Source organism: Asticcacaulis sp. AC402, from assembly GCF_000495835.1.
Taxonomy (GTDB): Bacteria; Pseudomonadota; Alphaproteobacteria; order Caulobacterales; family Caulobacteraceae; genus Asticcacaulis.
Genome location: NZ_AWGC01000014.1, coordinates 222,234 through 242,422 on the forward strand (window position 1 = coordinate 222,234; position 20,189 = coordinate 242,422).

Annotated in this window: 17 protein-coding genes; 9 read left to right on the forward strand and 8 right to left on the reverse strand. The window is 61.9% G+C overall.

Features of this window, described 5'->3' with window-relative positions; genetic code table 11:
- Nucleotides 1-3: 3 nt before the first annotated feature.
- Nucleotides 4-234, reverse strand: a complete 231-nt coding sequence (locus ABAC402_RS0120065; RefSeq protein ID WP_031235521.1) for an MFS transporter — start codon at nucleotides 232-234, stop codon at nucleotides 4-6.
- 242 nt (nucleotides 235-476) lie between these two features.
- On the opposite strand from ABAC402_RS0120065, the gene ABAC402_RS29550 reads away from it, so the two are divergent.
- The gene (locus ABAC402_RS29550; RefSeq protein ID WP_023449361.1) at nucleotides 477-2,252 is read left to right on the forward strand and encodes a chloride channel protein; all 1,776 of its coding nucleotides are present in this window, start codon (nucleotides 477-479) and stop codon (nucleotides 2,250-2,252) included.
- Between the two features lie 247 nt (nucleotides 2,253-2,499).
- Here the strand turns inward: ABAC402_RS29550 and ABAC402_RS29555 are convergent, their stop codons facing one another.
- Nucleotides 2,500-3,060, reverse strand: coding sequence for a demethoxyubiquinone hydroxylase family protein (locus ABAC402_RS29555; RefSeq protein WP_023449362.1), 561 nt, complete (start codon nucleotides 3,058-3,060; stop codon nucleotides 2,500-2,502).
- Nucleotides 3,051-3,623: a uracil-DNA glycosylase family protein gene (locus tag ABAC402_RS29560; protein WP_031235523.1), complete on the reverse strand. Its 573-nt coding sequence runs from the start codon at nucleotides 3,621-3,623 to the stop codon at nucleotides 3,051-3,053. The genes ABAC402_RS29555 and ABAC402_RS29560 overlap by 10 nt, the downstream gene beginning before the upstream one ends.
- Before the next feature lie 46 nt (nucleotides 3,624-3,669).
- Between ABAC402_RS29560 and ABAC402_RS29565 the strand changes: the two genes are divergently transcribed.
- Nucleotides 3,670-4,320, forward strand: coding sequence for a hypothetical protein (locus tag ABAC402_RS29565; RefSeq protein WP_023449364.1), 651 nt, complete (start codon nucleotides 3,670-3,672; stop codon nucleotides 4,318-4,320).
- A 170-nt stretch (nucleotides 4,321-4,490) separates the two neighbouring features.
- Here the strand turns inward: ABAC402_RS29565 and ABAC402_RS29570 are convergent, their stop codons facing one another.
- Both ABAC402_RS29570 and ABAC402_RS29575 read right to left on the reverse strand, forming a co-directional pair.
- Nucleotides 4,491-5,702, reverse strand: a complete 1,212-nt coding sequence (locus ABAC402_RS29570; protein ID WP_023449365.1) for a PAS domain-containing sensor histidine kinase — start codon at nucleotides 5,700-5,702, stop codon at nucleotides 4,491-4,493.
- Nucleotides 5,703-5,704: 2 nt separating this feature from the next.
- A complete protein-coding gene (locus tag ABAC402_RS29575) occupies nucleotides 5,705-6,262 on the reverse strand; it encodes a response regulator transcription factor (protein WP_023449366.1) in 558 nt (185 codons plus the stop codon).
- A gap of 313 nt (nucleotides 6,263-6,575) precedes the next feature.
- On the opposite strand from ABAC402_RS29575, the gene ABAC402_RS29580 reads away from it, so the two are divergent.
- From ABAC402_RS29580 to ABAC402_RS29610, 7 genes are all read left to right on the forward strand, one after another.
- Nucleotides 6,576-7,256: an ABC transporter ATP-binding protein gene (locus tag ABAC402_RS29580; protein WP_023449367.1), complete on the forward strand. Its 681-nt coding sequence runs from the start codon at nucleotides 6,576-6,578 to the stop codon at nucleotides 7,254-7,256.
- A 4-nt stretch (nucleotides 7,257-7,260) separates the two neighbouring features.
- On the forward strand, nucleotides 7,261-9,732 hold the full coding sequence (locus ABAC402_RS29585; RefSeq protein ID WP_023449368.1) for an ABC transporter permease: 2,472 nt from the start codon (nucleotides 7,261-7,263) through the stop codon (nucleotides 9,730-9,732).
- Nucleotides 9,733-9,802: 70 nt separating this feature from the next.
- Nucleotides 9,803-11,011: a D-mannonate dehydratase ManD gene (manD, locus tag ABAC402_RS29590; RefSeq protein WP_023449369.1), complete on the forward strand. Its 1,209-nt coding sequence runs from the start codon at nucleotides 9,803-9,805 to the stop codon at nucleotides 11,009-11,011.
- Between the two features lie 247 nt (nucleotides 11,012-11,258).
- A complete protein-coding gene (locus ABAC402_RS29595) occupies nucleotides 11,259-13,382 on the forward strand; it encodes a malate synthase G (protein WP_023449370.1) in 2,124 nt (707 codons plus the stop codon).
- 189 nt (nucleotides 13,383-13,571) lie between these two features.
- A complete protein-coding gene (locus ABAC402_RS29600; RefSeq protein WP_023449371.1) occupies nucleotides 13,572-15,134 on the forward strand; it encodes an alpha-N-arabinofuranosidase in 1,563 nt (520 codons plus the stop codon).
- Nucleotides 15,135-15,201: 67 nt separating this feature from the next.
- Entirely contained in the window at nucleotides 15,202-15,984 is a 783-nt protein-coding gene (locus tag ABAC402_RS29605; RefSeq protein ID WP_023449372.1) for a S9 family peptidase, read from the forward strand.
- A 110-nt stretch (nucleotides 15,985-16,094) separates the two neighbouring features.
- Nucleotides 16,095-16,598 carry a TetR/AcrR family transcriptional regulator gene (locus tag ABAC402_RS29610; RefSeq protein ID WP_052025295.1) on the forward strand — a complete coding sequence of 168 codons (504 nt, stop codon included), beginning with the start codon at nucleotides 16,095-16,097 and terminating at the stop codon, nucleotides 16,596-16,598.
- A gap of 232 nt (nucleotides 16,599-16,830) precedes the next feature.
- Here the strand turns inward: ABAC402_RS29610 and ABAC402_RS29615 are convergent, their stop codons facing one another.
- The 3 genes from ABAC402_RS29615 to ABAC402_RS29625 are packed head-to-tail and all read right to left on the reverse strand — an operon-like array spanning nucleotide 16,831 to nucleotide 20,120.
- Nucleotides 16,831-18,324, reverse strand: coding sequence for a tryptophan halogenase family protein (locus ABAC402_RS29615; protein ID WP_023449374.1), 1,494 nt, complete (start codon nucleotides 18,322-18,324; stop codon nucleotides 16,831-16,833).
- A 26-nt stretch (nucleotides 18,325-18,350) separates the two neighbouring features.
- Entirely contained in the window at nucleotides 18,351-19,379 is a 1,029-nt protein-coding gene (locus ABAC402_RS29620; RefSeq protein WP_023449375.1) for a cupin-like domain-containing protein, read from the reverse strand.
- A 9-nt stretch (nucleotides 19,380-19,388) separates the two neighbouring features.
- Complete coding sequence (locus ABAC402_RS29625; protein WP_023449376.1) at nucleotides 19,389-20,120, reverse strand: SapC family protein; 732 nt, start codon at nucleotides 20,118-20,120, stop codon at nucleotides 19,389-19,391.
- Between the last annotated feature and the right edge of the window lie 69 nt (nucleotides 20,121-20,189).

Below are 20,189 nucleotides of genomic sequence, written 5' to 3' on the forward strand. Positions count from 1 at the left end.
ATGCTATATCCGCTTCTCCATATCTTCCGGTTCTACCCCTTTGGTCACCGGGAAGGACTTTGCCACGACGATCAACTGCACCAGCGTGCAGGCGGCAAAAAACAAACGGCAGGGCCCTGGTCTGGGCGGCGACCATGGAAACACCGGCGCGATCACCGCATTGGCGACCCAGTGAGTTGCCGAACCCAGTCTCTGGCCGGTGGCGCGGACCGGGCTTGGGAAGATTTCGCTCATCTAGACCCAGATGACCGCGCCCTGGCTGAAAGCTCATGACTCAATGAACAGGATCAGTGGCGGCAGCAGCCTCGCCTGGCCGTGGTCCCCTCCCATGATCACGGTCGCACCCGACAGGGCGGCGGTCACCCCGGCAGCGCCGTACCCAGGCGTTCGATTCGGCCAAGGCGATGTTGCGGGATTTGCTGGCATAATCCATCGTCCGGCCCTAAGCTCGCGCCGTTGAGTCACCGGGACCGGCCATGGCGCTTGAAACCGAACTAGACCTGGGCAAAGCTGTCAGCCGACCCATGATGCGCGGTGCGGCCCGCCTCCGCAGGCTGCTGCAAACCTCCGACCTGATGTTCATCGTCCTGGCCGCTGGAGTCGGGCTGCTGGCCGGAGTCATGTCGGCAGCGCTGGCGCACGTCGCCCACGCCATTCAGGTTTTGCTTTACGGTTTCTCGCCCGATATGCGACTGAGCGGCCAACTTGAGCTCGACTGGTGGCATCTGCTGGCCCTGCCAGCCGGTGGGCTGGTTCTGGGCGCCGTCCGTTTTGCCTTCCCACGCCGGACCCGCGCGCCGATCGACGCCGTCGAAGCCAATGCCCTGCACGGCGGCCGCATCCCGGCCCGCGACACCCTGATTGTCTCGCTGCAAACCCTGATTTCCAATGGTTTCGGCGCTTCGGTCGGCCTGGAAGCCGCCTTCGCCCAAATGGGCGGTGGGGTGGCGTCGAAAATCGGCCAGTGGCTCGAACTCAAGCGTTCATACCTGCGCACTCTGGTCGGCGCCGGGGCCGGCGGGGCCATCGGTGCAGCGTTCGGAGCGCCGTTAGCCGGCGCCTTTTACGCTTTCGAGATCGTGCTGGGCGCCTATACCCCGGCGGCCCTGGCGCCCGTCGCGGCCGCCTCGCTGATGGCCGTCCTGGCCGCGACCCTGATGAACAATGAACCCTTTGTGATGGCCAGCACGATCGGCCGGGTGATCGAGATTCAGGGCTATCTGCTCTATGCCGTTCTGGGCCTCATCTGCGCCGGTCTGGGGATTCTGATCATGCGCCTGATCGCCCTCGCCGAGTCGATCGTGCGCAAGCTGCCGATCGGCGAGATCTGGCGTCCCCTGGCTGGCGGCATCCTCCTGATGCCGCTCGCCTTCATTGCCCCCCAAGTCCTGTCGTCGGGGCACGGCGCCATGCATCTCTATCTCGATCAGCAGCCCCTGATGACCACTCTGCTGGCGGTGTTCGCGTTGAAGGTCTGCGCCTCGGTGATTTCCCTGGCCTTCGGTTTTCGCGGCGGCCTGTTCTTTGCCTCCTTGTTCCTGGGCTCGCTGGTCGGCGCAGCCTTCGCACAAGCCGTCAACTTCATTTATCCGGCAGCCATGCTCGACACCACCAACGCCGCATTGGTCGGCATGGGCGCCCTGGCCGTAGCCGTGGTGGGCGGGCCGATGACCATGTCATTCATGGTGCTGGAAGTGACCCAGGATTTTGCCCTTACAGCCGCCGTGGTGACCGCTGCTCTGGTTAGCGCCGCCATCGTCCGCGACAAGTTCGGTTATTCGTTCTCAACGTGGCGGCTGCACCTGCGTGGCCATTCGATTCGCACCGCCCGCGATGTCGGCTGGGTCAGGGCCCTGACCGCCCAGAGCCTGATGCGGCGCAATCATACCACCCTGCGTGACGAGGAAAGTCTGGGCCGGATGCGCGAACAGGTCCCCCTGGGGTCGACGGCGCGCGTGCTTCTGATCGACCGCAACGGCGATTACCGTGGCATCCTGCCGACAGCCGACGCCTACCAGGACAAGCATGACCTTGCGACGCCGCTCAGCGCCTTGGCCAAACAGACCGAAGTCTATGTTCGGCCGGACATGGATATCGCCGCCATCCTGCGGATGTTCGAACATTTCGGTGTCGACGATTTGGCAGTGGTCAATGAAGACCATAAGCTCCTGGGCCTGCTGACCGAGCGCTATGTCAACCGGCGCTACGCCGAAGAACTGGAAAAGGCCCAGAGGGAGTTTTTCGGGGAATAAAGAGGTCCCCTGCCAAATCGAAAGCGAAAAAAATGAAGGGGATGGTCTGACGAGGTCCTTGATGCCTAGAGCGGGATGGCTTTAGGTAGAATCGCCATCTCGCTCTAAGTTTTTGTTTTTTCGCGCAATTTATCCGAAAAGTGCTGCACACTTTATCGGATTGCGCTCTAGCAGAGCGGGGTTTCGATTCTACCAAAACACCTCCCGCTCTCGGATCCGAAAGAACGTCAGCCCCCCCTCACTTCGACTATGTTTTTCGGCGGAGTTCGTGTTCCATGCGTGAGACCGCGCCCTGTGTTGAGAGCCAGATGACGGCTTCGGTGGCGGCGACGATGACGGCCTCCAGCGGCCCGTTGAGCAGAGACGGCCGCAAATGCGCGACGGCATGGCTAAGATGGGCGTTTTCCTCGACCTGAATGGCCAGTATAATGTCTCGCAAAGGCTCGTCGCGCCCGCTCAGATACCGGATCTGCGCGTCGAGATGGCGGTGGACAGTCTGCTCGACCGCCTTGGTGCAGGCCATGACGGCGTTTACGCCCATCGCTGCCGTGGCCAGGCCAAGGACATAGCCGCCAATGCCCCATAACCACATGGCGGTGCAGGGCCGGGCCTTGCGTTCCTGCATCGCTTTCAGGAATTTGCCGCAATGGTCGATCTCGTGGCTCAAGGTCTCGGTCAAAAAAGTTATCAACGACGGCTGCCAGCGCCGGGCCGCCCACAGTTGGGCACGATAGATGCGGATGGCGCCGAATTCGCCGGCATGATTGACCTTCAGAATGCGGGCGATGGTGCGCGTGGTCATGTCCATCTGGCAACCTCGGTTCGTAGGTGCAACACGATTTCGGATTCGAACCAGGGATTTTTGCGCAGCCAGATACTGTTGCGCGGGCTGGGATGCACCATCGGCAGGAAGCCATCTCCGATATAGTCGCGCCAAGCGCGCACGGTTTGCCCCAACGTCGCTTTGCGCCTCTCGCCGAGATAGCGTGCCTGGGCATAGGTGCCGATCAGCACGGTCAGGCGGATATCGGGCAAGGTCTGCATCACGCGATCATGCCACAGAGGCGCGCATTCGGGCCGAGGCGGATTGTCGCCTGCCTTGCCGCGGCCGGGATAGCAGAAACCCGTCGGCATGATGGCAAATAGCGCCTCATCGTAGAATTGCCCGGAAGTCACCCCTAGCCAGTCTCGCAGACGCTTTCCCGAGGCATCGTCCCACGGAACGCCCGAGGCATGGACCCTGGTGCCGGGCGCCTGACCTATGATCAGGATCCGCGCCCGCGCATCGCCGACGCGAACCACCGGCCGTGGCCCCAGCGGCAGGTGGGCGGCACACACCCGGCAGGCGGCTATCTCTTGAGATAAGGTCATGGTCCTGATAGTTACTCTAACTGTGGCCGTTCGACAGGGGGAGATAATGGCGGGCAAGAAAATGCACCCGGGGTGCCTCATCGCCCTGATTGTTGGTGGTTTATTGGGTCTGCTCGTGCTCGTGCACCTGGCGATCGCTTTATATTTTCTGAAATCGAAGTTCGAAATCAGGAACCCCGAATTGAGCGACGACAGTTCCGCCAAGGCATCGATCTCAAGAGCGCCGGTTGCGGCTCTTGCCGATCCGTTGCAAGTCAACGCCAGATCGGCGGACGGTGCCTTTGTCCGTGAAGGATCGGATCAGCTTTTCGGTTATTACCGCCCAATGGCACCGATCGTCAGCGGAGTCTATCGTATCGAGGACATCGTACTGGGCTCCCAGGACGAATTTGTCAGCGTCAAGAGCGCCGACGATGTCATCGGCTGGGCGCCGGTGCGGGTGGTTGTCTCCAGCGCAGAGCGTGGACGACTGAACGTCATGCCGGCCAGCTACAGCGTTATCGATGACAAGGTCATTTTCACGGGACGCCAGGATCAGGTCGGCGAAGTGACCTTTGCGGGCACGGTCCGGCTCGACAAGATTCAGCCCTATGTCGAGGAGGGCAAGGCGTCAACCGAGGTGGTAATGACCGGTGACCTGACGATCAATGGCGCGAGTCATAATGGCGTGCAGTTCACCTATCATCCTGGCAACTAGTGCGGAATGCGCGCTGATGCAAACCAATGTGCCGCTCTGAATTTTTGTTGTGTAACGTAATTTATCCGAAAATGGGGATGCCCGTGCGGTGGCTTCACACCTTATCGGATTGCGCTCTAGATTTTTACGCTTATGCCGGAGGGCGCCGGTAAACCTTCGGAAAGGCTGGTTCAGTTGGCTTCCCAGGGATTGGCAGCATTCGCCGGACGCGGCAGGGCAAAGCAGAAATGCGCCCCGCCCAGTTCGCCTGGCGGCCGCAGGACCAGGCTGCTGCCGTGGCCCTGCAGGATTTGCCGTGCCAGGCTCAAACCGACGCCTGTGCCATTGGCCTTGGTGGTGTAGAACGGCAGGAAGATGGTCTCGGCCATGGCCGTTTCGATGCCGCGGCCACTGTCCTCGATGGCGACCTCGACCTGGTGGCCGGCCAGGGTCAGAGCCAGCCGCACCCGCGGTTGGGCACTGTCGAAGGCGGCTTCGGCGGCGTTGTTCAGCAAATTTGTCAGGCAGAGCCGGATTTGTTCGGCGTCCATCACGGCAATGGCGCCGGCGATATCGGTCCTGAGTTCAAAGGAAACGCCGTGCCTGTCCCATTGCGCCCGGAAGGACCGGGCGACTTCGTCGGCGAACGGCCCCAGCGCGATGGGTCGGGTGTCAGGCGGCGGCAGCCGCGTCAGGATGCGGTAGGAATCGACGAACCCGACCAGGCCTTCGGTCCGCGCCACTACGGTGCGGAGCGCGCCGCGCGCCGTCGCCAGGCTTTCGGGCGTATTGTCATCGATCAGCTCCAGGGCGCTGCGGCTCATCGAAGCCACCGGGGTCAAGGCGTTCATCAACTCGTGGTTCAGCACCTTGAGCAGGTCGCGCAGGGCCGAGGCCTCGGCGGCGCGGACTTCCGGCGTGATGTCGATCAGGATGGCCAGCAGGGCGTGGTCCAGCCGCGCCTTATGGATGGCGTAACGGCCGCCGGCCCAGTCGATCTGGCCGCGCAGGCTGTCCAGCCGGTCGCCCGGCCCCAAAAGAGCCCAGCGCGTGGCCACCGGCAGTTCGGACGAGACGTCGAACATCTGGCGGGCGGCGCGGTTGACGGCGATCAGCCGGCCGTCCTCCTCCTGCAGCAGCAGGGGGGAGGGGGTTTCGTCGACGAGGGCGCCAAGCCGGCGACGGCTCTGTTCGGAGGCGAAGGTAGCGTCGGGCGCGCGCTGGACCGGAGATTGTCGGCGGCGCTGGTTCAGCAGCAGGATATTGATCAGGATCAGGCCGGCGACGGCGCAGACCAGGGCGGTGGCGACATGGCCAGCGCCGGCGGCGGCCCAGCACAGGGCGCCAAAGACAAAGACGCCGGCCTGGGCCCCGCCGAGACGGATCCAGCCGCTAAAGCCCATTTTTAGAGACCATGCTTTTCCATCCGCCGGTATAGCGCCGCGCGCGTCAGACCCAGCTCCTTGGCGGCATGGGAGATGTTGAAAGCGTGGCGGTTCAGCGCCTCGCGAATTAGTTCCCGTTCCGAGCGTTCCAGATTGAGGTCAACCGGCGGCGGAGGCGGTGGCGCCACACGCGGTTGTTCGATGGCGGCATTCAGTGTGGCGATCAGCCGGTCATTGTGCCATGGCTTGACGACAAAGTCCTCGGCCCCCAGACGCATGGCCTGAACGGCGATGCTGAGGCCGCTGTGGCCGGTGATGACGACGATGGGCGTGTGCGGATCGACTCGCTTACGCTCCTCAAGGAAGGTCAGTCCGGCCTCGCCCGACGTATCGCCGCGGCGAAAGTTGAGATCCAGCAGGATGATATCGAACGTCTGGTCAGCCAGGTGCGCGCGGGCCTCGTCCGGGGTTTGGGCACCGGTCATGTCATAGCCATGCCGGCGCAGGGCCAGACCACCCGCCGCCAGGATATCGGCGTCATCATCTAGAAACAGGGCTTTGCGGCGGGAGTCAGACATGTTCGATTTCGGACACTTGAGGGGTCGATGATGACCCTAAAATGGCGCAGAAGTTCCAAAAAGTCAAATAAAATCTGGTGTTTATGTCAATTGTAAAACCTGTGGTAAGTTATAATCGTATCCGGACGCCTCGCCCCCGCCCCTGTGGGGCTGAGGTGGTCCGGACTTCCCGCGGGGGGCGCCGGGAGGGGGACTGATCGCGGCGGGGACGTTTGTCTCCGCCGGGTCACGTCAACGGGTAAAGCTCCTGGCTTACGCCTTGGCGCACGCCGTGATAGTTCTGATTGTCTGTCGCTGCCGGTGCCCCGTCTTCATGATCGATCTCAAAAATATCACCCGCCTGTATCGCTCTGCTGAGGTTCAGATCGCAGCCCTGCGCAACATCGACCTGTCCATCGCTGCGGGTGAGTTTCTGGCGATCATGGGTCCGTCGGGCTGTGGTAAGTCGACCCTGTTGAACATACTGGGCGCGATCGACCGCCCGACCACGGGAACCTACCACTACGCCGGCGAAGACCTGACGCGCCTGAATGAGGCGAAACTGGCCGAGTTCCGTGCCCGCCATCTGGGCTTCGTGTTTCAGAGCTTTAACCTGGTCGACGACCTGACGGTGCAGGAGAATGTCGAGCTGGGCGTACTGTACCGCAAGGACCTTAGGGCTAAGCGCAAGGCCCTGGTCGAAGCGGCTCTGGACCGGGTGGGCCTGGCGCACCGGGCGCGCCACTTTCCGAACCAGCTGTCCGGTGGCCAACAACAGCGTGTGGCGATTGCCCGCGCCATTGCCGGTTCGCCCGACCTGATCCTTGCCGACGAACCGACCGGCAACCTGGACAGCGAAAACGGCGCCCAGATCATGTCGATCCTCAAAGGTTTGAATGCCGCAGGCTCGACGATCGTCATGGTGACGCATTCGCGGGCCCAGGCGGACCAGGCGTCACGTCAGGTCGACATGCTGGACGGGCGTCTGCTGCTGTCCGTGTCGCGGGCGGTATAACCACGTGTTGCGGTCCTTCCTGCTCGCCTTCTATCGGACCTCGGCGCGGCACCCGCTCTATACAGCGCTGAATGTCCTGGGCCTGGCTTTCGGTATCGCCGTCTTCATCGTCATAAGCCTGTACGTCCACCATGAAGCCACCTTTGACGCCTGGATGCCGAATGCGGGCCGCATCCACGAGATAAGCACAGTCAAACGGGCTTGGGACGGCAAGGGCGAACCGCGCTACGCCAGCGCCGGCCTCGCCCTGGACGCCGTCCGCGCGGCTGTGCCGCAAGCCCCGTCGACCCAGCTTGTCACGACCTGGTCCATTCTCCAGCATGATGGCGAACCGGTGGAGGAGGAGGAATACCTCGTCAGTGCCCAGTTCTTCGATGTCTTCGACCTGCCGCTGATTGCGGGCAAAAGGGACAAGGCCCTGACGCCGGATTCGATCGTGATCAGCGAGTCCAAGGCGCGCAAATACTTCGGTCATACCGACGTCGTCGGACGTAAGATCCTGTTGCGCGATCTGATAGTCGGTGTCCTTGACGTACCAGAGGGCACCTCCGTCTGGCGCGGCTATACGGTGACGGCTGTCCTGGCCGACACGCCACCCAATTCCAGCCTGCGCTTTCATTTCCTACGCCTCCTGACGCCGCAAAGAGCCGCCGTTTTTCCCCATTGGGACAATTGGGATGTCAGCGAACACCGGACTTTCGTCTTGCTGAACGGCGCGAAACCGGCGGCCCAGGTGAATGTGCGCCTGGACGCCTTCGTCGACGGCAACGGTCGCAGCGTCCTTCTCGATGCCGAATACCCCGGCCTTCCGCGCCACGAGCGGTTGCGCCTGCGCCTCGTCCCCCTGGCCAGTGAACACCTGAGCGACCGCAAGGCGGTAGCCTCCGTCCTGGCCTTGGGAACGCTCGGCGTTCTGGCCTTCGCCATAGCCCTGCTCAACTACCTCAATCTGGCAACCGCCCGCACGATGGTTCGGGCGCGCGAAGCCGCATTGCGGCGCACCCTGGGCGCGACTGAGGGCGCGTTGCGGGTACAGTTCCTGGGTGAGGCGGCCCTGGTGTCGCTGATGGCGGTGGTACTGGGCTTCAGCTTCGTTGAGTTGGCCTTGCCCTTCGTCAATGATCTGGGCGGGATGTCGCTACGTCTCGACTATCTCCATTCCTGGGCCTTCCTCGCCGGGGTTACGGCGGCGGTGCTTCTGTGCGGCGCTGCGGCTGGGCTGTATCCGGCTTTTCTGATGGCGGCCTACAGGCCGGCGGCCGTCTTTGCGTCAACGCAAACATCAGCCGGTGGCCGCCTGGCCATCTGGTTGCGTGAAATACTGGTCTTCGTGCAATTTACCCTTGTCACGGCCTTCCTGATCGTCGTCATAGGGTTTGCGACGCAGTTGCGCCATGTCCAGACGTCCGACCTCGGCTTCGAACGTGAAGGGCTCCTGATCACCAATGCCCTGAACGGGGTCACCTTCGACCCAGGCAAGATCAGCGCCATTACCTCGCAGTGGGTCGCGCTGCCCAATGTGGTATCGCTGAGCAGCGGCGTTGCGCCGGGGGCCTATTACAAATGGGGTCTGACACCTATGCGACGGCCGGGGCCGGGCGCGCAACCGGTTGATGCCACCGTCCTCATGATCGGTGAACACTACTTCTCAGTCTTCAGCACCAGGCTCCTCGCAGGCCGCGTCCTGACCCGCGACGACCAGGTGCCGGTAGAGGCCGTCCAGGCGTCCATGCGGGTGCCGCTGACCATGAACGTCGTCGTCAATCGACGCGCCGCGCAGGCCTATGGTTTTTCCTCACCTGAGGTTGCCCTGGGGCAGGACCTGATTTTTGCGAAAAGGACCCTTCGCATTGTCGGTGTCGTTGACGATCAAAGATTCGGCCCTCCGTCCGACCCGATCGTTCCGCTCGTCTTTTACTCCATGACCCAGATGCAGCAAAAACAGTCGACGATTCTCAGGTACGAGGGCGTGGCCGAAGACGTCATGCGGGCGCGCATGTTATCGGTGTGGCGGCAACTGGCGCCCGATGTTCCGCTCGACCTGACGTCCGGTACCGAGGCGCTGGAGCATTATTACCAGGCCGACCGCCGCATGACGCGGCTGTTCGTCATGGGCGCCTGCCTGGTCGGGCTGATCGGAGTCATCGGCCTCTACGGCATGGCCGCCTTCAGCACGTCGGCCCGGGCGGTGGAAATCGGATTGCGCAAGGCCATGGGGGGCTCGCGGCCCGGCATCGCCTGGTTGCTGGTGACGCAGTTTCTGCGGCCCGTAGTTCTGGCGAACCTGGTCGCCTGGCCCGTCGCGTGGTGGGTTCTGGACCACTGGCTGCGCCGGTTCGACGACCGGGTCCCACTCTATCCGGCCTTTTTCCTGGCCGGATCCGGCGTGGCGCTGCTGATTTCCGTCGTGACCGTCGCCGGCTTGACCTGGAAAGCGGCAGGCTCATTGCCCGGAAAGACTCTCAGGCACGAATAGCCATTGAAAAATGCGTCCGTGCGTTTAAGAGGTCAGACCAATGTCACAACGAACGAACACAGGTCATCCTATGAAGATCACCGCCGCGAGAGTTATCGTCACCTGTCCGGGGCGCAATTTCGTCACCCTCAAGATCGAGACCGACCAGGGTGTTTACGGCATCGGCGACGCCACCCTGAACGGCCGTGAGTTGTCGGTGGTGGCCTATCTGGAAGAGCACGTCATTCCGGCCCTGATCGGCAAGGACCCGCGCCGTATCGAAGACGCCTGGCAGTATTTCTACCGTGGCGCCTACTGGCGCCGCGGGCCGGTGACGATGCGCGCCATCGCCGCCGTCGACGTGGCCCTTTGGGACATCAAGGGCAAGATGGCCGGCATGTCGATCACCGACCTGCTAGGTGGAGCATCGCGCGACTCGGTCCTGGTCTACGGCCACGCCAACGGTGCCGACCTCGAAGGTACAATCGACGCCGTCGGCCAATATATCGACCTCGGCTACACGGCCATCCGCGCCCAATCGGGTATTCCCGGCATCAAGCTGGCCTATGGCGTCGGCCGCGGCACCCTGCATTACGAACCGGCCGATGCGACTCTGCCGACCGAAACCGTGTGGAACACGTCGAAGTACCTTGACTACTGCCCCAAGCTGTTCGACGCCCTGCGCTCGAACTACGGCAACGACCATGAACTGCTGCACGACGGCCACCACCGCCTGACGCCCAACGAAGCCGCGCAACTGGGCAAGAACCTGGAGCCCTATCGCCTGTTCTGGCTCGAGGACATCACCCCGGCCGAAAACCAGGAAGCTTTCCGGCATATCCGCCAGCATACGACGACGCCGCTGGCCGTGGGGGAAATCTTCAACACCATCTGGGACGCCAAGGACCTGATCCAGAACCAGCTGATCGATTACATCCGCATGACGATCGTCGGTTCGGGCGGCATCACGCACCTGCGCCGTGTGGCCGATTTCGCCGCCCTGTGGCAGGTGCGCACCGGTTCGCATGGGGCGACGGATTTGTCGCCGGTGACCATGGGGGCGGCGCTTCAGTTCGACATGTGGGTGCCCAACTTCGGCATCCAGGAATACATGCGCCACACCGAAGAGACCGACGCGGTCTTCCCGCACGCCTACAGCTTCGACAAGGGCCGCCTGCATCCGGGCGCAGTGGTGGGCCACGGCGTCGATATCGACGAGGCCCTGGCGGCGAGATATCCTTACAAACCGGCTCAACTTCCCGTCGCCCGTCTCGAAGACGGCACGATGTGGAATTGGTAGTGGAAAACGAAAAGTCACAATAAATCAGATATTTGAAAATTGTTCCATTTTTTGGAAATAATTTTCAGAAAAATTGACCCATTGAACGCGACGGCTTATTCTTGACTATCCTTCCCCGCAAGCGGGGGAGGTGTCGAGCAAGCGAGCCCTCTTTGGGCGACGCGCGTCGAGACAGAGCGAGCCCAGCCCAAAGTCTCTTCACCGGCACCTCCCGCATGCGACGGAGATCGTATCAAAGGAGGTCGCCATGACTTTTGTTCCCGTCAACGGCTATCAGGTCGCTCAAACCCTGCACCACTTCATCACCGAGGACGCCGTCCCCGGCAGCGGCATCGAGACGACGCAAGTCTGGCATGCTTTGACCACCCTCTTGACGGAGTATGCCGGCCGCAACCGCGATCTGCTGCGACGCCGTGACCAGCTGCAGGCCGAACTCGACAATTGGCACCGCGTTCACCCGATCGTCGACCCGACGGCTTACCGCACATTTCTCACCGATATCGGTTACCTGACGGCCGAACCCGAACCGTTCGAGGTCACGACGACGAATGTCGACGACGAAATCGCCCGCCTGGCCGGCCCGCAACTGGTCGTTCCGGTCTCCAATCCGCGCTACGCCCTGAACGCCGCCAATGCGCGCTGGGGCAGCCTGTACGACGCCCTTTATGGTACCGATGCCCTAGGTTCCCAACCGCCCGGCGGCACCTACGACGCCCGGCACGGCGCCACGGTCCAGGATCAGGCGCGGCAATGGCTGGACGCCTTTGCACCGCTGCAAGGTGCTTCCCACGCCGAGGTTACCGCCTACCACGCCAGCGATACTCTGACCGCCGATACAGCCAGCGGCCCGGTTGCCCTGATTGACCCGTCGCAGTTTGCCGGCCATTGCCCGGGCGGCATCCTGCTGCGCCATCACGGCCTGCACCTGGAACTGGTCATCGACCGCAACCACGCCATCGGCGCCAAACACCCCGCCGGTCTCGCCGACATCATCGTCGAGGCCGCCCTGTCGACCATCATGGATATGGAGGACAGCGTCGCTGCCGTTGACGCCGACGACAAGGTCCTTGTCTACCGGAACTGGCTGGGCCTTACGCGCGGCAGTTTAAGCGAAGCCGTCACCAAGGGCGGCCGGACGATGGAACGCCGGCTGAACCCCGACCGGACCTATGCGGCGCCGGACGGCTCCACGCTGACCCTGCACGGTCGCAGCCTGATGCTGGCGCGCAATGTCGGCCTTCACATGTACAGCGACATGGTGCTGGACGGTGAGGGGGCCTCCGTGCCCGAAGGCCTGGTCGACCTGATCGTCACCGCCCTGATCGCGCGCCACGACGGCGGTGCCAATTCGCGCGCGGCCTCCGCCTACATCGTCAAGCCGAAGCTGCACGGCCCGGAGGAAGTTGCCTTTGCGGTTGAGACCTTTGCCCGCGCGGAAGCGCTGCTCGACCTGCCGCACGGCACGCTGAAGATTGGCATCATGGACGAGGAACGCCGGACCAGCGTCAATCTTCAGGCCTGTATCCGCGCCGCCGCCGACCGGGTCTTCTTCATCAACACCGGCTTCCTCGACCGTACCGGTGACGAGATCCACTCGGTCATGGAAGCCGGCCCCGTCGTCCGCAAGGCCGATATGAAAAAGGCCGCCTGGATCAGCGCTTACGAAAACGCCAATGTCGACGCCGGCCTGATTTGCGGGCTGCCGGGCCATGCCCAGATCGGCAAAGGCATGTGGGCGGCGCCCGACCGAATGAACGACATGCTGGCGCAGAAGATCGGCCACCCGCAATCAGGGGCCTCGACGGCCTGGGTGCCCTCGCCGACCGCGGCCGTGCTGCACGCCATCCACTACCATCTGACCGACGTCGCCGCTCGCCAGGCCGAACTGCGCCAGCGCCAGCCGGCTTCGCTGGACGACCTGCTGACCCCGCCGGTGATGACGCAATACCCGTCGCAAGCCGATATGGAAGAGGAACTGGACAACAATCTCCAGGGCATTCTGGGCTATGTCGTGCGTTGGATCGACTTTGGCGTCGGCTGTTCCAAGGTGCCGGATATCCACGATGTCGGCCTGATGGAAGACCGCGCCACCTTGCGCATCTCCAGCCAGCACGTCGCCAACTGGCTGCGCCACGGGCTCATTACCGCAGATCAAGTTGAACAGCGCCTTCGCCATATGGCAGCGGTGGTCGACCGCCAGAACGCCGGCGACCTGGCCTACGTCCCGATGGCCCCGGCCTGCGACGGCCTGGCCTTCCGCGCCGCCCGCGACCTGGTGCTGGAGGGCCGCGTCCAACCGAACGGCTACACTGAGTTCGTCCTGCACCGCTACCGTCGCGAAGCGAAGGCCCAAGCGACTCAGGCCGCTTAATCTTATCCTCCCCCGCAAGCGGTGGAGGTGAGAAACAGTCAGGCCGACTATCGATGCAAGAAGCTATTTGTCGGAGTTAAAAGCCGCGCTTTCCCCTGTCGTTTGATCGTTGACGGCCCGAAACCCTTTCTGCTATCCGTAAGACGCCTCAATTGTCCTACAAAAAAATCGAGAGAGCAGGAGACACCCATGTTTGCCAAATCCTTGCTGGTTGCCGCCAGCGTGGCTGCTGTCATGTTCGCCGCACCGCTTGCCCAGGCGGACACTGTAAAAGCTACCGCTACCTTGAAATCAGACGCACCCGGCGCCGTCATCAACAAATATGTCTACGGTCAGTTTTCCGAGCACCTGGGCGCCGGCATCTATGGCGGTACCTGGGTCGGTGAAGACTCAGCCATTCCCAACACGCGCGGCATCCGCAACGACATCGTCGCGGCGTTGAAGGACCTGCACGTGCCCCTGATCCGCTGGCCGGGCGGCTGCTTCGCCGACGAATACCACTGGCGCGACGGCATCGGCCCCCGCGACAAGCGCCCGTCGCGCAAGAACAACTGGTGGGGCGGTACGCCTGAAACGAACCACTTCGGTACGCACGAATTCTTCGATTTCGCCGAGCAGGTTGGTGCTGACGCCTATGTCAACATCAACATGGGGTCCGGCAGTCCGACGGAGATGCGGGAGTGGATCGAGTACATGACGTCGCCGGGCCAGGACACCCTGGCCCAGGAGCGTCGCAGCAACGGCCGCGACAAGCCCTTCAAGGTGCCGGTGATCGGCCTCGGCAACGAGACCTGGGGCTGCGGCGGCGAAATGCGGCCTGAGTACTATTCCGATCTTTACCGCCAGTACACGCCCTTCTTCCACAAGAACGCTGACAATCCTGCCGCCCGTGTTGCGGTCGGCCCGGCGGGTGACGATGTCAACTGGACCGAAGTGGTCATGAAGAACATCGGTCCCAACCGCATGGAGGCCATCGCCCTTCACTATTACACGCTTCCGACCGGTGACTGGGGCAAGAAGGGCGCTTCCATCAAGTTCACGCAGCAGGAATGGGTCGATACCTTTGCGCAGACCATGCGGATGGATGGCTTCATCCAAAAGCATATCGCCATCATGGACAAGTACGACCCGGAGAAGAAGGTCGCGCTCTATGTTGACGAATGGGGCACCTGGTATGATGTCGAACCGGGCACCAATCCGGGCCACCTGTATCAGCTCAATACCCTGCGCGATGGTGTGCTGGCCGCGGCCAACTTCAACATCTTCCACAAGTATCCTGATCGGGTGAAGATGACGGCCATAGCCCAGACGATAAATGTGCTGCAGGCCGTGATCCTCACGGACGGCGACAAGATGGCGCTGACCCCGACCTATCACGCCTTCAAGATGTACGTGCCGTTCCAGGACGCCACCATGATCCCGCTGGACGTGCAGGCCCCGGCCTACACCCTGGGCGGCAAGACCATCCCGTCGTTCAATGCCTCGGCTGCCAAGGCTAAGGACGGTCATGTCTATATTGGCATCGCCAATATGAACCCGATCGACGGCCTGAACCTCAGCATCGACCTGGCCAGCCTGAAGGCCAAGGGCGTTTCCGGTCAGGTGCTAACGGCCCCAAAGATGGATTCGCTGAACCGCCCGGGCGCCAAGCCCGAGGTGGTTCCGGTTGACTACAAGGGCGGCAAGGTCAAGGGCTCGACCCTGACGCTTGACATTCCGGCCAAGTCCGTCGTCGTTGTCCGCCTCGATTAATGGGCGACGGGCCGCCGGTTCCCACCGGCGGCCTTTACGGCTGAACCGGTGACGTGCTGGAGGAATAATGACGGTCATAGCCCTAAGCCACGGCGAACCCATCGTCTTGACCGGTGAAGCCTCCAACCGCACGCTTGACGACGTCACGCGCTGCGAACTGCACGGCTTCGAGATCGAAAACCCCAAAGGCATGGCGCTGGTCTGCGCCGGTGGTGGTTATCTGAAGCTGGTATTCGAGAAAGAAGGCATCGACGTCGCGCGGTGGCTCAACACGCTCGGCTACAACGCCTATGTCCTGGCCCACCGCCTGCCAGGCGCCACTGACGAGGACAGCGTCCAGCCCTGCGATATCGCTTTGCGGGACGGCCTTAGGGCGATGACGGCCTTAAGCGACTGGGATCTGCCGTTCTTTCTGGTCGGCCTGTCGTCGGGCGGGCACCTGGCCGGCACACTGGCCTGTCAAAAGACGCCTCTGAATCTCAGGGGCGCGATCATCGCCTATGCCCCGGTCAACGCTAACCATAAGGACTACAAGGCACCGGCCGGCAAGGCCGACTTCCCGCCGCCGGAAAAGCAGGCATTTTATGATGCCTGGCCGATCGGCATTGCCGCCGAGCCGCACGGCATTCCGAAATGCCCGGTCTTTCTGGCCTATGCCCTTCACGACACGGCTGTCCCTGTCGAACATGCGCTGAATTTCATCCGGTCGGCGCGCGACCTGAACTTGGACCTGGACGCTCACATCTTCGGACAGGCGCCCCATGGTTTTGCCTTGCGCGATCATGACGGCAGCCATACTTTGTGGCCGGAGTTGGCCCGCGACTGGCTGGAACGCCACCGCCGCTCTTGATCTCTGGCCAAGGATCGGGAACGGCGGTAAGGTTGTGTCCAACAAACGGTCGGTTCGTCGAAACCTGTCAGCACAAGCAGGATGTCTTGCGTTCAGGAGTTGGCGTCGTAATGGACGATGTGAAAACTGTCGCAGATATGGGAGGTCAAGGCGAGGCCATGCTTTGTGCCGGTGACGCCCTGGACGCCAAGGCCTGCATCAGGGCCAAACGCGGTCGTGGCCGTGCGCGCGCCTTCGATCCTGACGCCGTGCTGGAAAAAGTGCTGCAAATCTTCTGGGAACGCGGCTTTGCCGCAACCTCGCTCGACAACATTGCGACGACGACGGACGTCAGCCGGCCCAGCCTTGCCGGGGCGGTCGGCGACAAGGAACAGCTCCATATCAAGTCCATGGACCTCTACCGCCAGCGCATCAATGAGCAACTCGACAAGGTCCTGACCTGCAACGGCGAAGCATGCACGTTGCTGTCGATCGTAAGGCGTTGTTTCGACATCATGGTCGACACCTTTACCGGCGCCAAGCGCTACGGCGATTTGAAGCCTAAGGCGGATCCGAAAGTGTTGTCGCAGATGATGGTGGGTTTGACGGCAAATACCAAGCCTCATAAGGAATGACGCTTCGTATTCGCATTTTTTCAGCTCAAGCGCCGGACTAGGCGCCCCCCATGGCTCCTCGCAAAAGCTCGGGCGCGCAGTCGCGCTTGCCAACCCGCGATGAGTCAAGGTCATCGAGGGTTGGTATAATACCGGCATGCGCGCCCGCGCCGGCGCCAACCGCGAGGACCTGAGCCAGATTATCGCCGATACCACGGCCTACCTGTTTAGTTGAAGGCTCATCGCAGCCGCTTCAGGCAGTTTCCTGCATAGCGCAGTACTGCCGAACAAACTGTTCATGGCTCATCATCCCCGCCACGGCGCGGTCAATACTGGCCTTCATATCGCGGAAAACACCCTCGGCCTGTGGGCGCTTCATGAGTTGCCCCAGCCGGTGCCAGCCACGCGGCTCGATCCTCTGGCCCATCATGACCTGAAGCCAGGAATCGAGGCGGAAGAGTTCGCCACCTGCCTGCCAGGCAATGCCTTCCGCGGCAAAGACCTCGATACGATGCATCAGACTGTCTGGCACCGACATGGTCTGGCGGTCGCGCCAGAAGCCGCTTTCGCCGCGCTGATTGGCTTTATAGTGCAGGATGACGAAGTCGCGCACCATCTCCAGTTCCTGTGCGGACAAGGTGTTGAAGTGATCGATCAGGGATGGACTTATACCATTGAACGGGAACATCTGGATCAGACGCGTTACGCCGATCTGGAATAGGTGAATGCTGGTCGATTCCAGCGGTTCGATAAATCCGCTCGACAGGCCCAGAGTCACGCAATTCTTGTTCCAGGTTTTCCGTCGCCGGCCGGTGACAAACTTGATCTGGCGCGGTTCGACCAGAGTGGGAGCGTCCAGCGCCCCCATAAGCTGCTCGTGCGCCGCGTCGTCCGACAGATAGGCGCTACTGTAGACCAGGCCGTTGCCAACGCGGTTCTGCAATGGGATGCGCCACCGCCAGCCGGCATCGTGGGCTATGGCTCGGGTGTAGGGATTGAGCGGGCCGAGGGACTGGGTCTGCACCGCCACCGCTCGGTTCATGGGAAGCCAGTGTGTCCAGTCCTCGTAACCCGTCTTCAGTGTTTGTTCGATCAGCAGGCCGCGAAAGCCGGTACAATCGATGAACAGGTCGCCTTCGATAACCTCGCCGGATTCGAGGTGCAAGGCCGCGATGAAACCTGATTCCGGCTCTTGCTCGACCTGGGAAATCTTGCCCTCAACCCGTTTGACCCCGTGCTTTTCACTAAGGCCACGCAGGAATTGACCGTATAGGCCGGCGTCGAAATGGTAAGCGTAGTTGAGACCACTTTTTTCCGAAGTTTGAAACTTGCCGGCCTCTGCCGCTTGCAATTCCAAACAGTAATCAGACAACTCGCCACCATAACCATCGGAGCGGGCTTGAAGCCAGATATGGTGAAACGGAGCCATCCAACTCGACTTGCCGACCGTTCCGAACGCGTGAATATAGCGGTCGCCGGGCCGGGCCCAGTTTTCGAACGCGATGCCCAGTTTAAAAGTGCCATTTGTGGCGCGCAAAAAATCCCGTTCGTCGATCCCCAGCAGGTGATGGAAGGTTCTTACCGTTGGGATGGTTGCCTCACCGACCCCGACAATGCCGATATCGTCCGACTCGACGAGTGTGATGTCGAGAAGCGGGCCGAGCAACCGACTCAGTGCGGCGGCAGCACACCAGCCTGCCGTCCCGCCGCCAGCGATGACGACCCGCTTGATCACATGACCTTCCATAGGGTCTCTCCCAACAGTTTGTTCTTTTATCGGTTCATTTTGTTGAGCAATGTGGCGCGAAGACGTCGCGCCTTTATCTCATCCAGTGGTCCCAGATTGCCGTGGGCATGTTCCGGCAAGTGCTCCCTCGAACGGTCGGCGGGGCCAAAAATGTAGTAGTCGAACAGTTCGCGCCAGGCCTGCTTTTCGGTGTCCGGCCTGTCGCGAAGGCTCAAGATGCCGTGCAGCAGAGTGGTCATCGGTGTGTCCATATAGACAGGCGTCGTGTTCCACCAGTAGTTCACGAGTATGTTGAAATCGTCCAGCGCCTCGACATGGTGCCACCACAAAGCGGGGTAGAACAGAACATCACCAGGTTCCATTTCGGCGACCTGACCAGCCGCCTCGGCCAGGCGAAAACGCGGGTAGCGATCGTAATCCGGGTTGCGGAAATCAACCATGCTGACGACCTGGCCGCCCGGGGTCGGCTCCAACGGTCCAGGATACAGGTTCTGGACCTGGTCGGGCGGGAACAAGGTGAAACGGCGGCGGCCGGCAACGCAGACCGCTAAATTGTGAGACATGTCGTAATGACAGGTCGCCGTGGTGTGGTTGCCGATCCAGATGCTGCGCAGCAGGTTGTGGGCGAACATCGGGTGGTCGAGTTTCAGCCCGTTGGCGTCGCTCAGGCCCGGCAAATAGATGCTCAGGTCGGTCGAACCGATATAGAAGGCGGGTGCCGCTGGATCGCCGGCATGCTTCAGAATTCGTTCCAGGAATTCGTCAAGCGCCACGCGTTCGGCGGTGAAGTTCAGGCCCTTGACATCGTCATCGTAGAAGAAACGACCGCCGATCTCCGGCGCACCGGTGTAACCGACAACGCGTTTGTCCTGGTAAAAGGTCTTGAGATAATCAGCAGCACGGCGCGCCGATACCCGGCCTTCGCGGACGAGCGGCCAGTCGCGCGCCAGGCCCGCGAGGATGACCGGAGACTGGCCAGCCATCAGGTCATCGAAAGGGAGGGAGTCCGGTGAGATGCCAGCGGTGATCGGTGTGGTTCTGGTGATGTTTGGCATGGCCTCGGCTCAGACAAGCACCGCTCGGCGCTGGTTCTTCATCTCGATGATCCGGCGGACATTACCGAGAGAGGCCAGTGCATAGTAGGCAAGGCCGAGATAGCCCTGCTTGTTCAGGCGCTCCAGAGTGGCGCCATCCAGTTTATTCAAGGCCTCCTGGCTGATCGAAAATATCTCGGGGATATTGTACTCAGTGCTGTCGTCCAGCTTGACCTCAATCTGGACAGCGGCGATCAGCCCGGCCTGGATAAAGGCATTGAACATGCCGCGGCTCTGCTCGACGCCGGAGTGGATGGTGCGCAGCGCCCGGGCATGGCGTTCCAGATGCGGGGAATTGCCGCCTTGCGGCAGGAAAAGCGGATGGCCTTCGTCGTGACTGACGCGAGGATCGTCCAGGTTGACGGCCATGGTGGGCTCGCGCTTGACCTCGCCGGCGTCTTCGCGCTCGCGGAAGCCGATCATGAACGGACCGCGGTCCTGCATGGCGGGGATGTAGCGTGCCTGCCAGGTACCCTCGTCGAGAAACAGGTTCTCACCCTTGTCAAGCCCCAGCAGGGCGTAGGCCTGAAGGCCGCCGCGTTCGTCGCGACGGAAGTAGATCGGATATTCGCGCTGAACCTCGGCGAACTCGTTGCAGAAGACCGCGACTTCATTGATGGCGTCGCCGTATTGTGGTCCGTGTCCGCTGATGACCTTCAGGTCGTGGTGCTGGACATTGTCGAGGGCAACGGCGTTAGGCATGGCGGCAGGCTTTCGAACTTAAGGAGTAACTAGAAGATTCTGAAAGATTAGCCCGGTTGTGCCGGGTTT

What these genes read in the sequence shown, in the direction of transcription:
- manD (WP_023449369.1), top strand. Translation starts at nt 9,803, where the DNA reads ATGAAGATCACCGCCGCGAGAGTTATCGTCACCTGTCCGGGGCGCAAT.
- ABAC402_RS29580 (WP_023449367.1), top strand. Translation starts at nt 6,576, where the DNA reads ATGATCGATCTCAAAAATATCACCCGCCTGTATCGCTCTGCTGAGGTT.
- ABAC402_RS29610 (WP_052025295.1), top strand. Translation starts at nt 16,095, where the DNA reads ATGGACGATGTGAAAACTGTCGCAGATATGGGAGGTCAAGGCGAGGCC.
- ABAC402_RS29550 (WP_023449361.1), top strand. Translation starts at nt 477, where the DNA reads ATGGCGCTTGAAACCGAACTAGACCTGGGCAAAGCTGTCAGCCGACCC.
- ABAC402_RS29615 (WP_023449374.1), bottom strand. Translation starts at nt 18,324, where the DNA reads ATGGAAGGTCATGTGATCAAGCGGGTCGTCATCGCTGGCGGCGGGACG.
- ABAC402_RS29575 (WP_023449366.1), bottom strand. Translation starts at nt 6,262, where the DNA reads ATGTCTGACTCCCGCCGCAAAGCCCTGTTTCTAGATGATGACGCCGAT.
- ABAC402_RS0120065 (WP_031235521.1), bottom strand. Translation starts at nt 234, where the DNA reads ATGAGCGAAATCTTCCCAAGCCCGGTCCGCGCCACCGGCCAGAGACTG.
- ABAC402_RS29555 (WP_023449362.1), bottom strand. Translation starts at nt 3,060, where the DNA reads ATGGACATGACCACGCGCACCATCGCCCGCATTCTGAAGGTCAATCAT.
- ABAC402_RS29605 (WP_023449372.1), top strand. Translation starts at nt 15,202, where the DNA reads ATGACGGTCATAGCCCTAAGCCACGGCGAACCCATCGTCTTGACCGGT.
- ABAC402_RS29565 (WP_023449364.1), top strand. Translation starts at nt 3,670, where the DNA reads ATGGCGGGCAAGAAAATGCACCCGGGGTGCCTCATCGCCCTGATTGTT.
- ABAC402_RS29570 (WP_023449365.1), bottom strand. Translation starts at nt 5,702, where the DNA reads ATGGGCTTTAGCGGCTGGATCCGTCTCGGCGGGGCCCAGGCCGGCGTC.
- ABAC402_RS29600 (WP_023449371.1), top strand. Translation starts at nt 13,572, where the DNA reads ATGTTTGCCAAATCCTTGCTGGTTGCCGCCAGCGTGGCTGCTGTCATG.
- ABAC402_RS29560 (WP_031235523.1), bottom strand. Translation starts at nt 3,623, where the DNA reads ATGACCTTATCTCAAGAGATAGCCGCCTGCCGGGTGTGTGCCGCCCAC.
- ABAC402_RS29620 (WP_023449375.1), bottom strand. Translation starts at nt 19,379, where the DNA reads ATGCCAAACATCACCAGAACCACACCGATCACCGCTGGCATCTCACCG.
- ABAC402_RS29595 (WP_023449370.1), top strand. Translation starts at nt 11,259, where the DNA reads ATGACTTTTGTTCCCGTCAACGGCTATCAGGTCGCTCAAACCCTGCAC.
- ABAC402_RS29625 (WP_023449376.1), bottom strand. Translation starts at nt 20,120, where the DNA reads ATGCCTAACGCCGTTGCCCTCGACAATGTCCAGCACCACGACCTGAAG.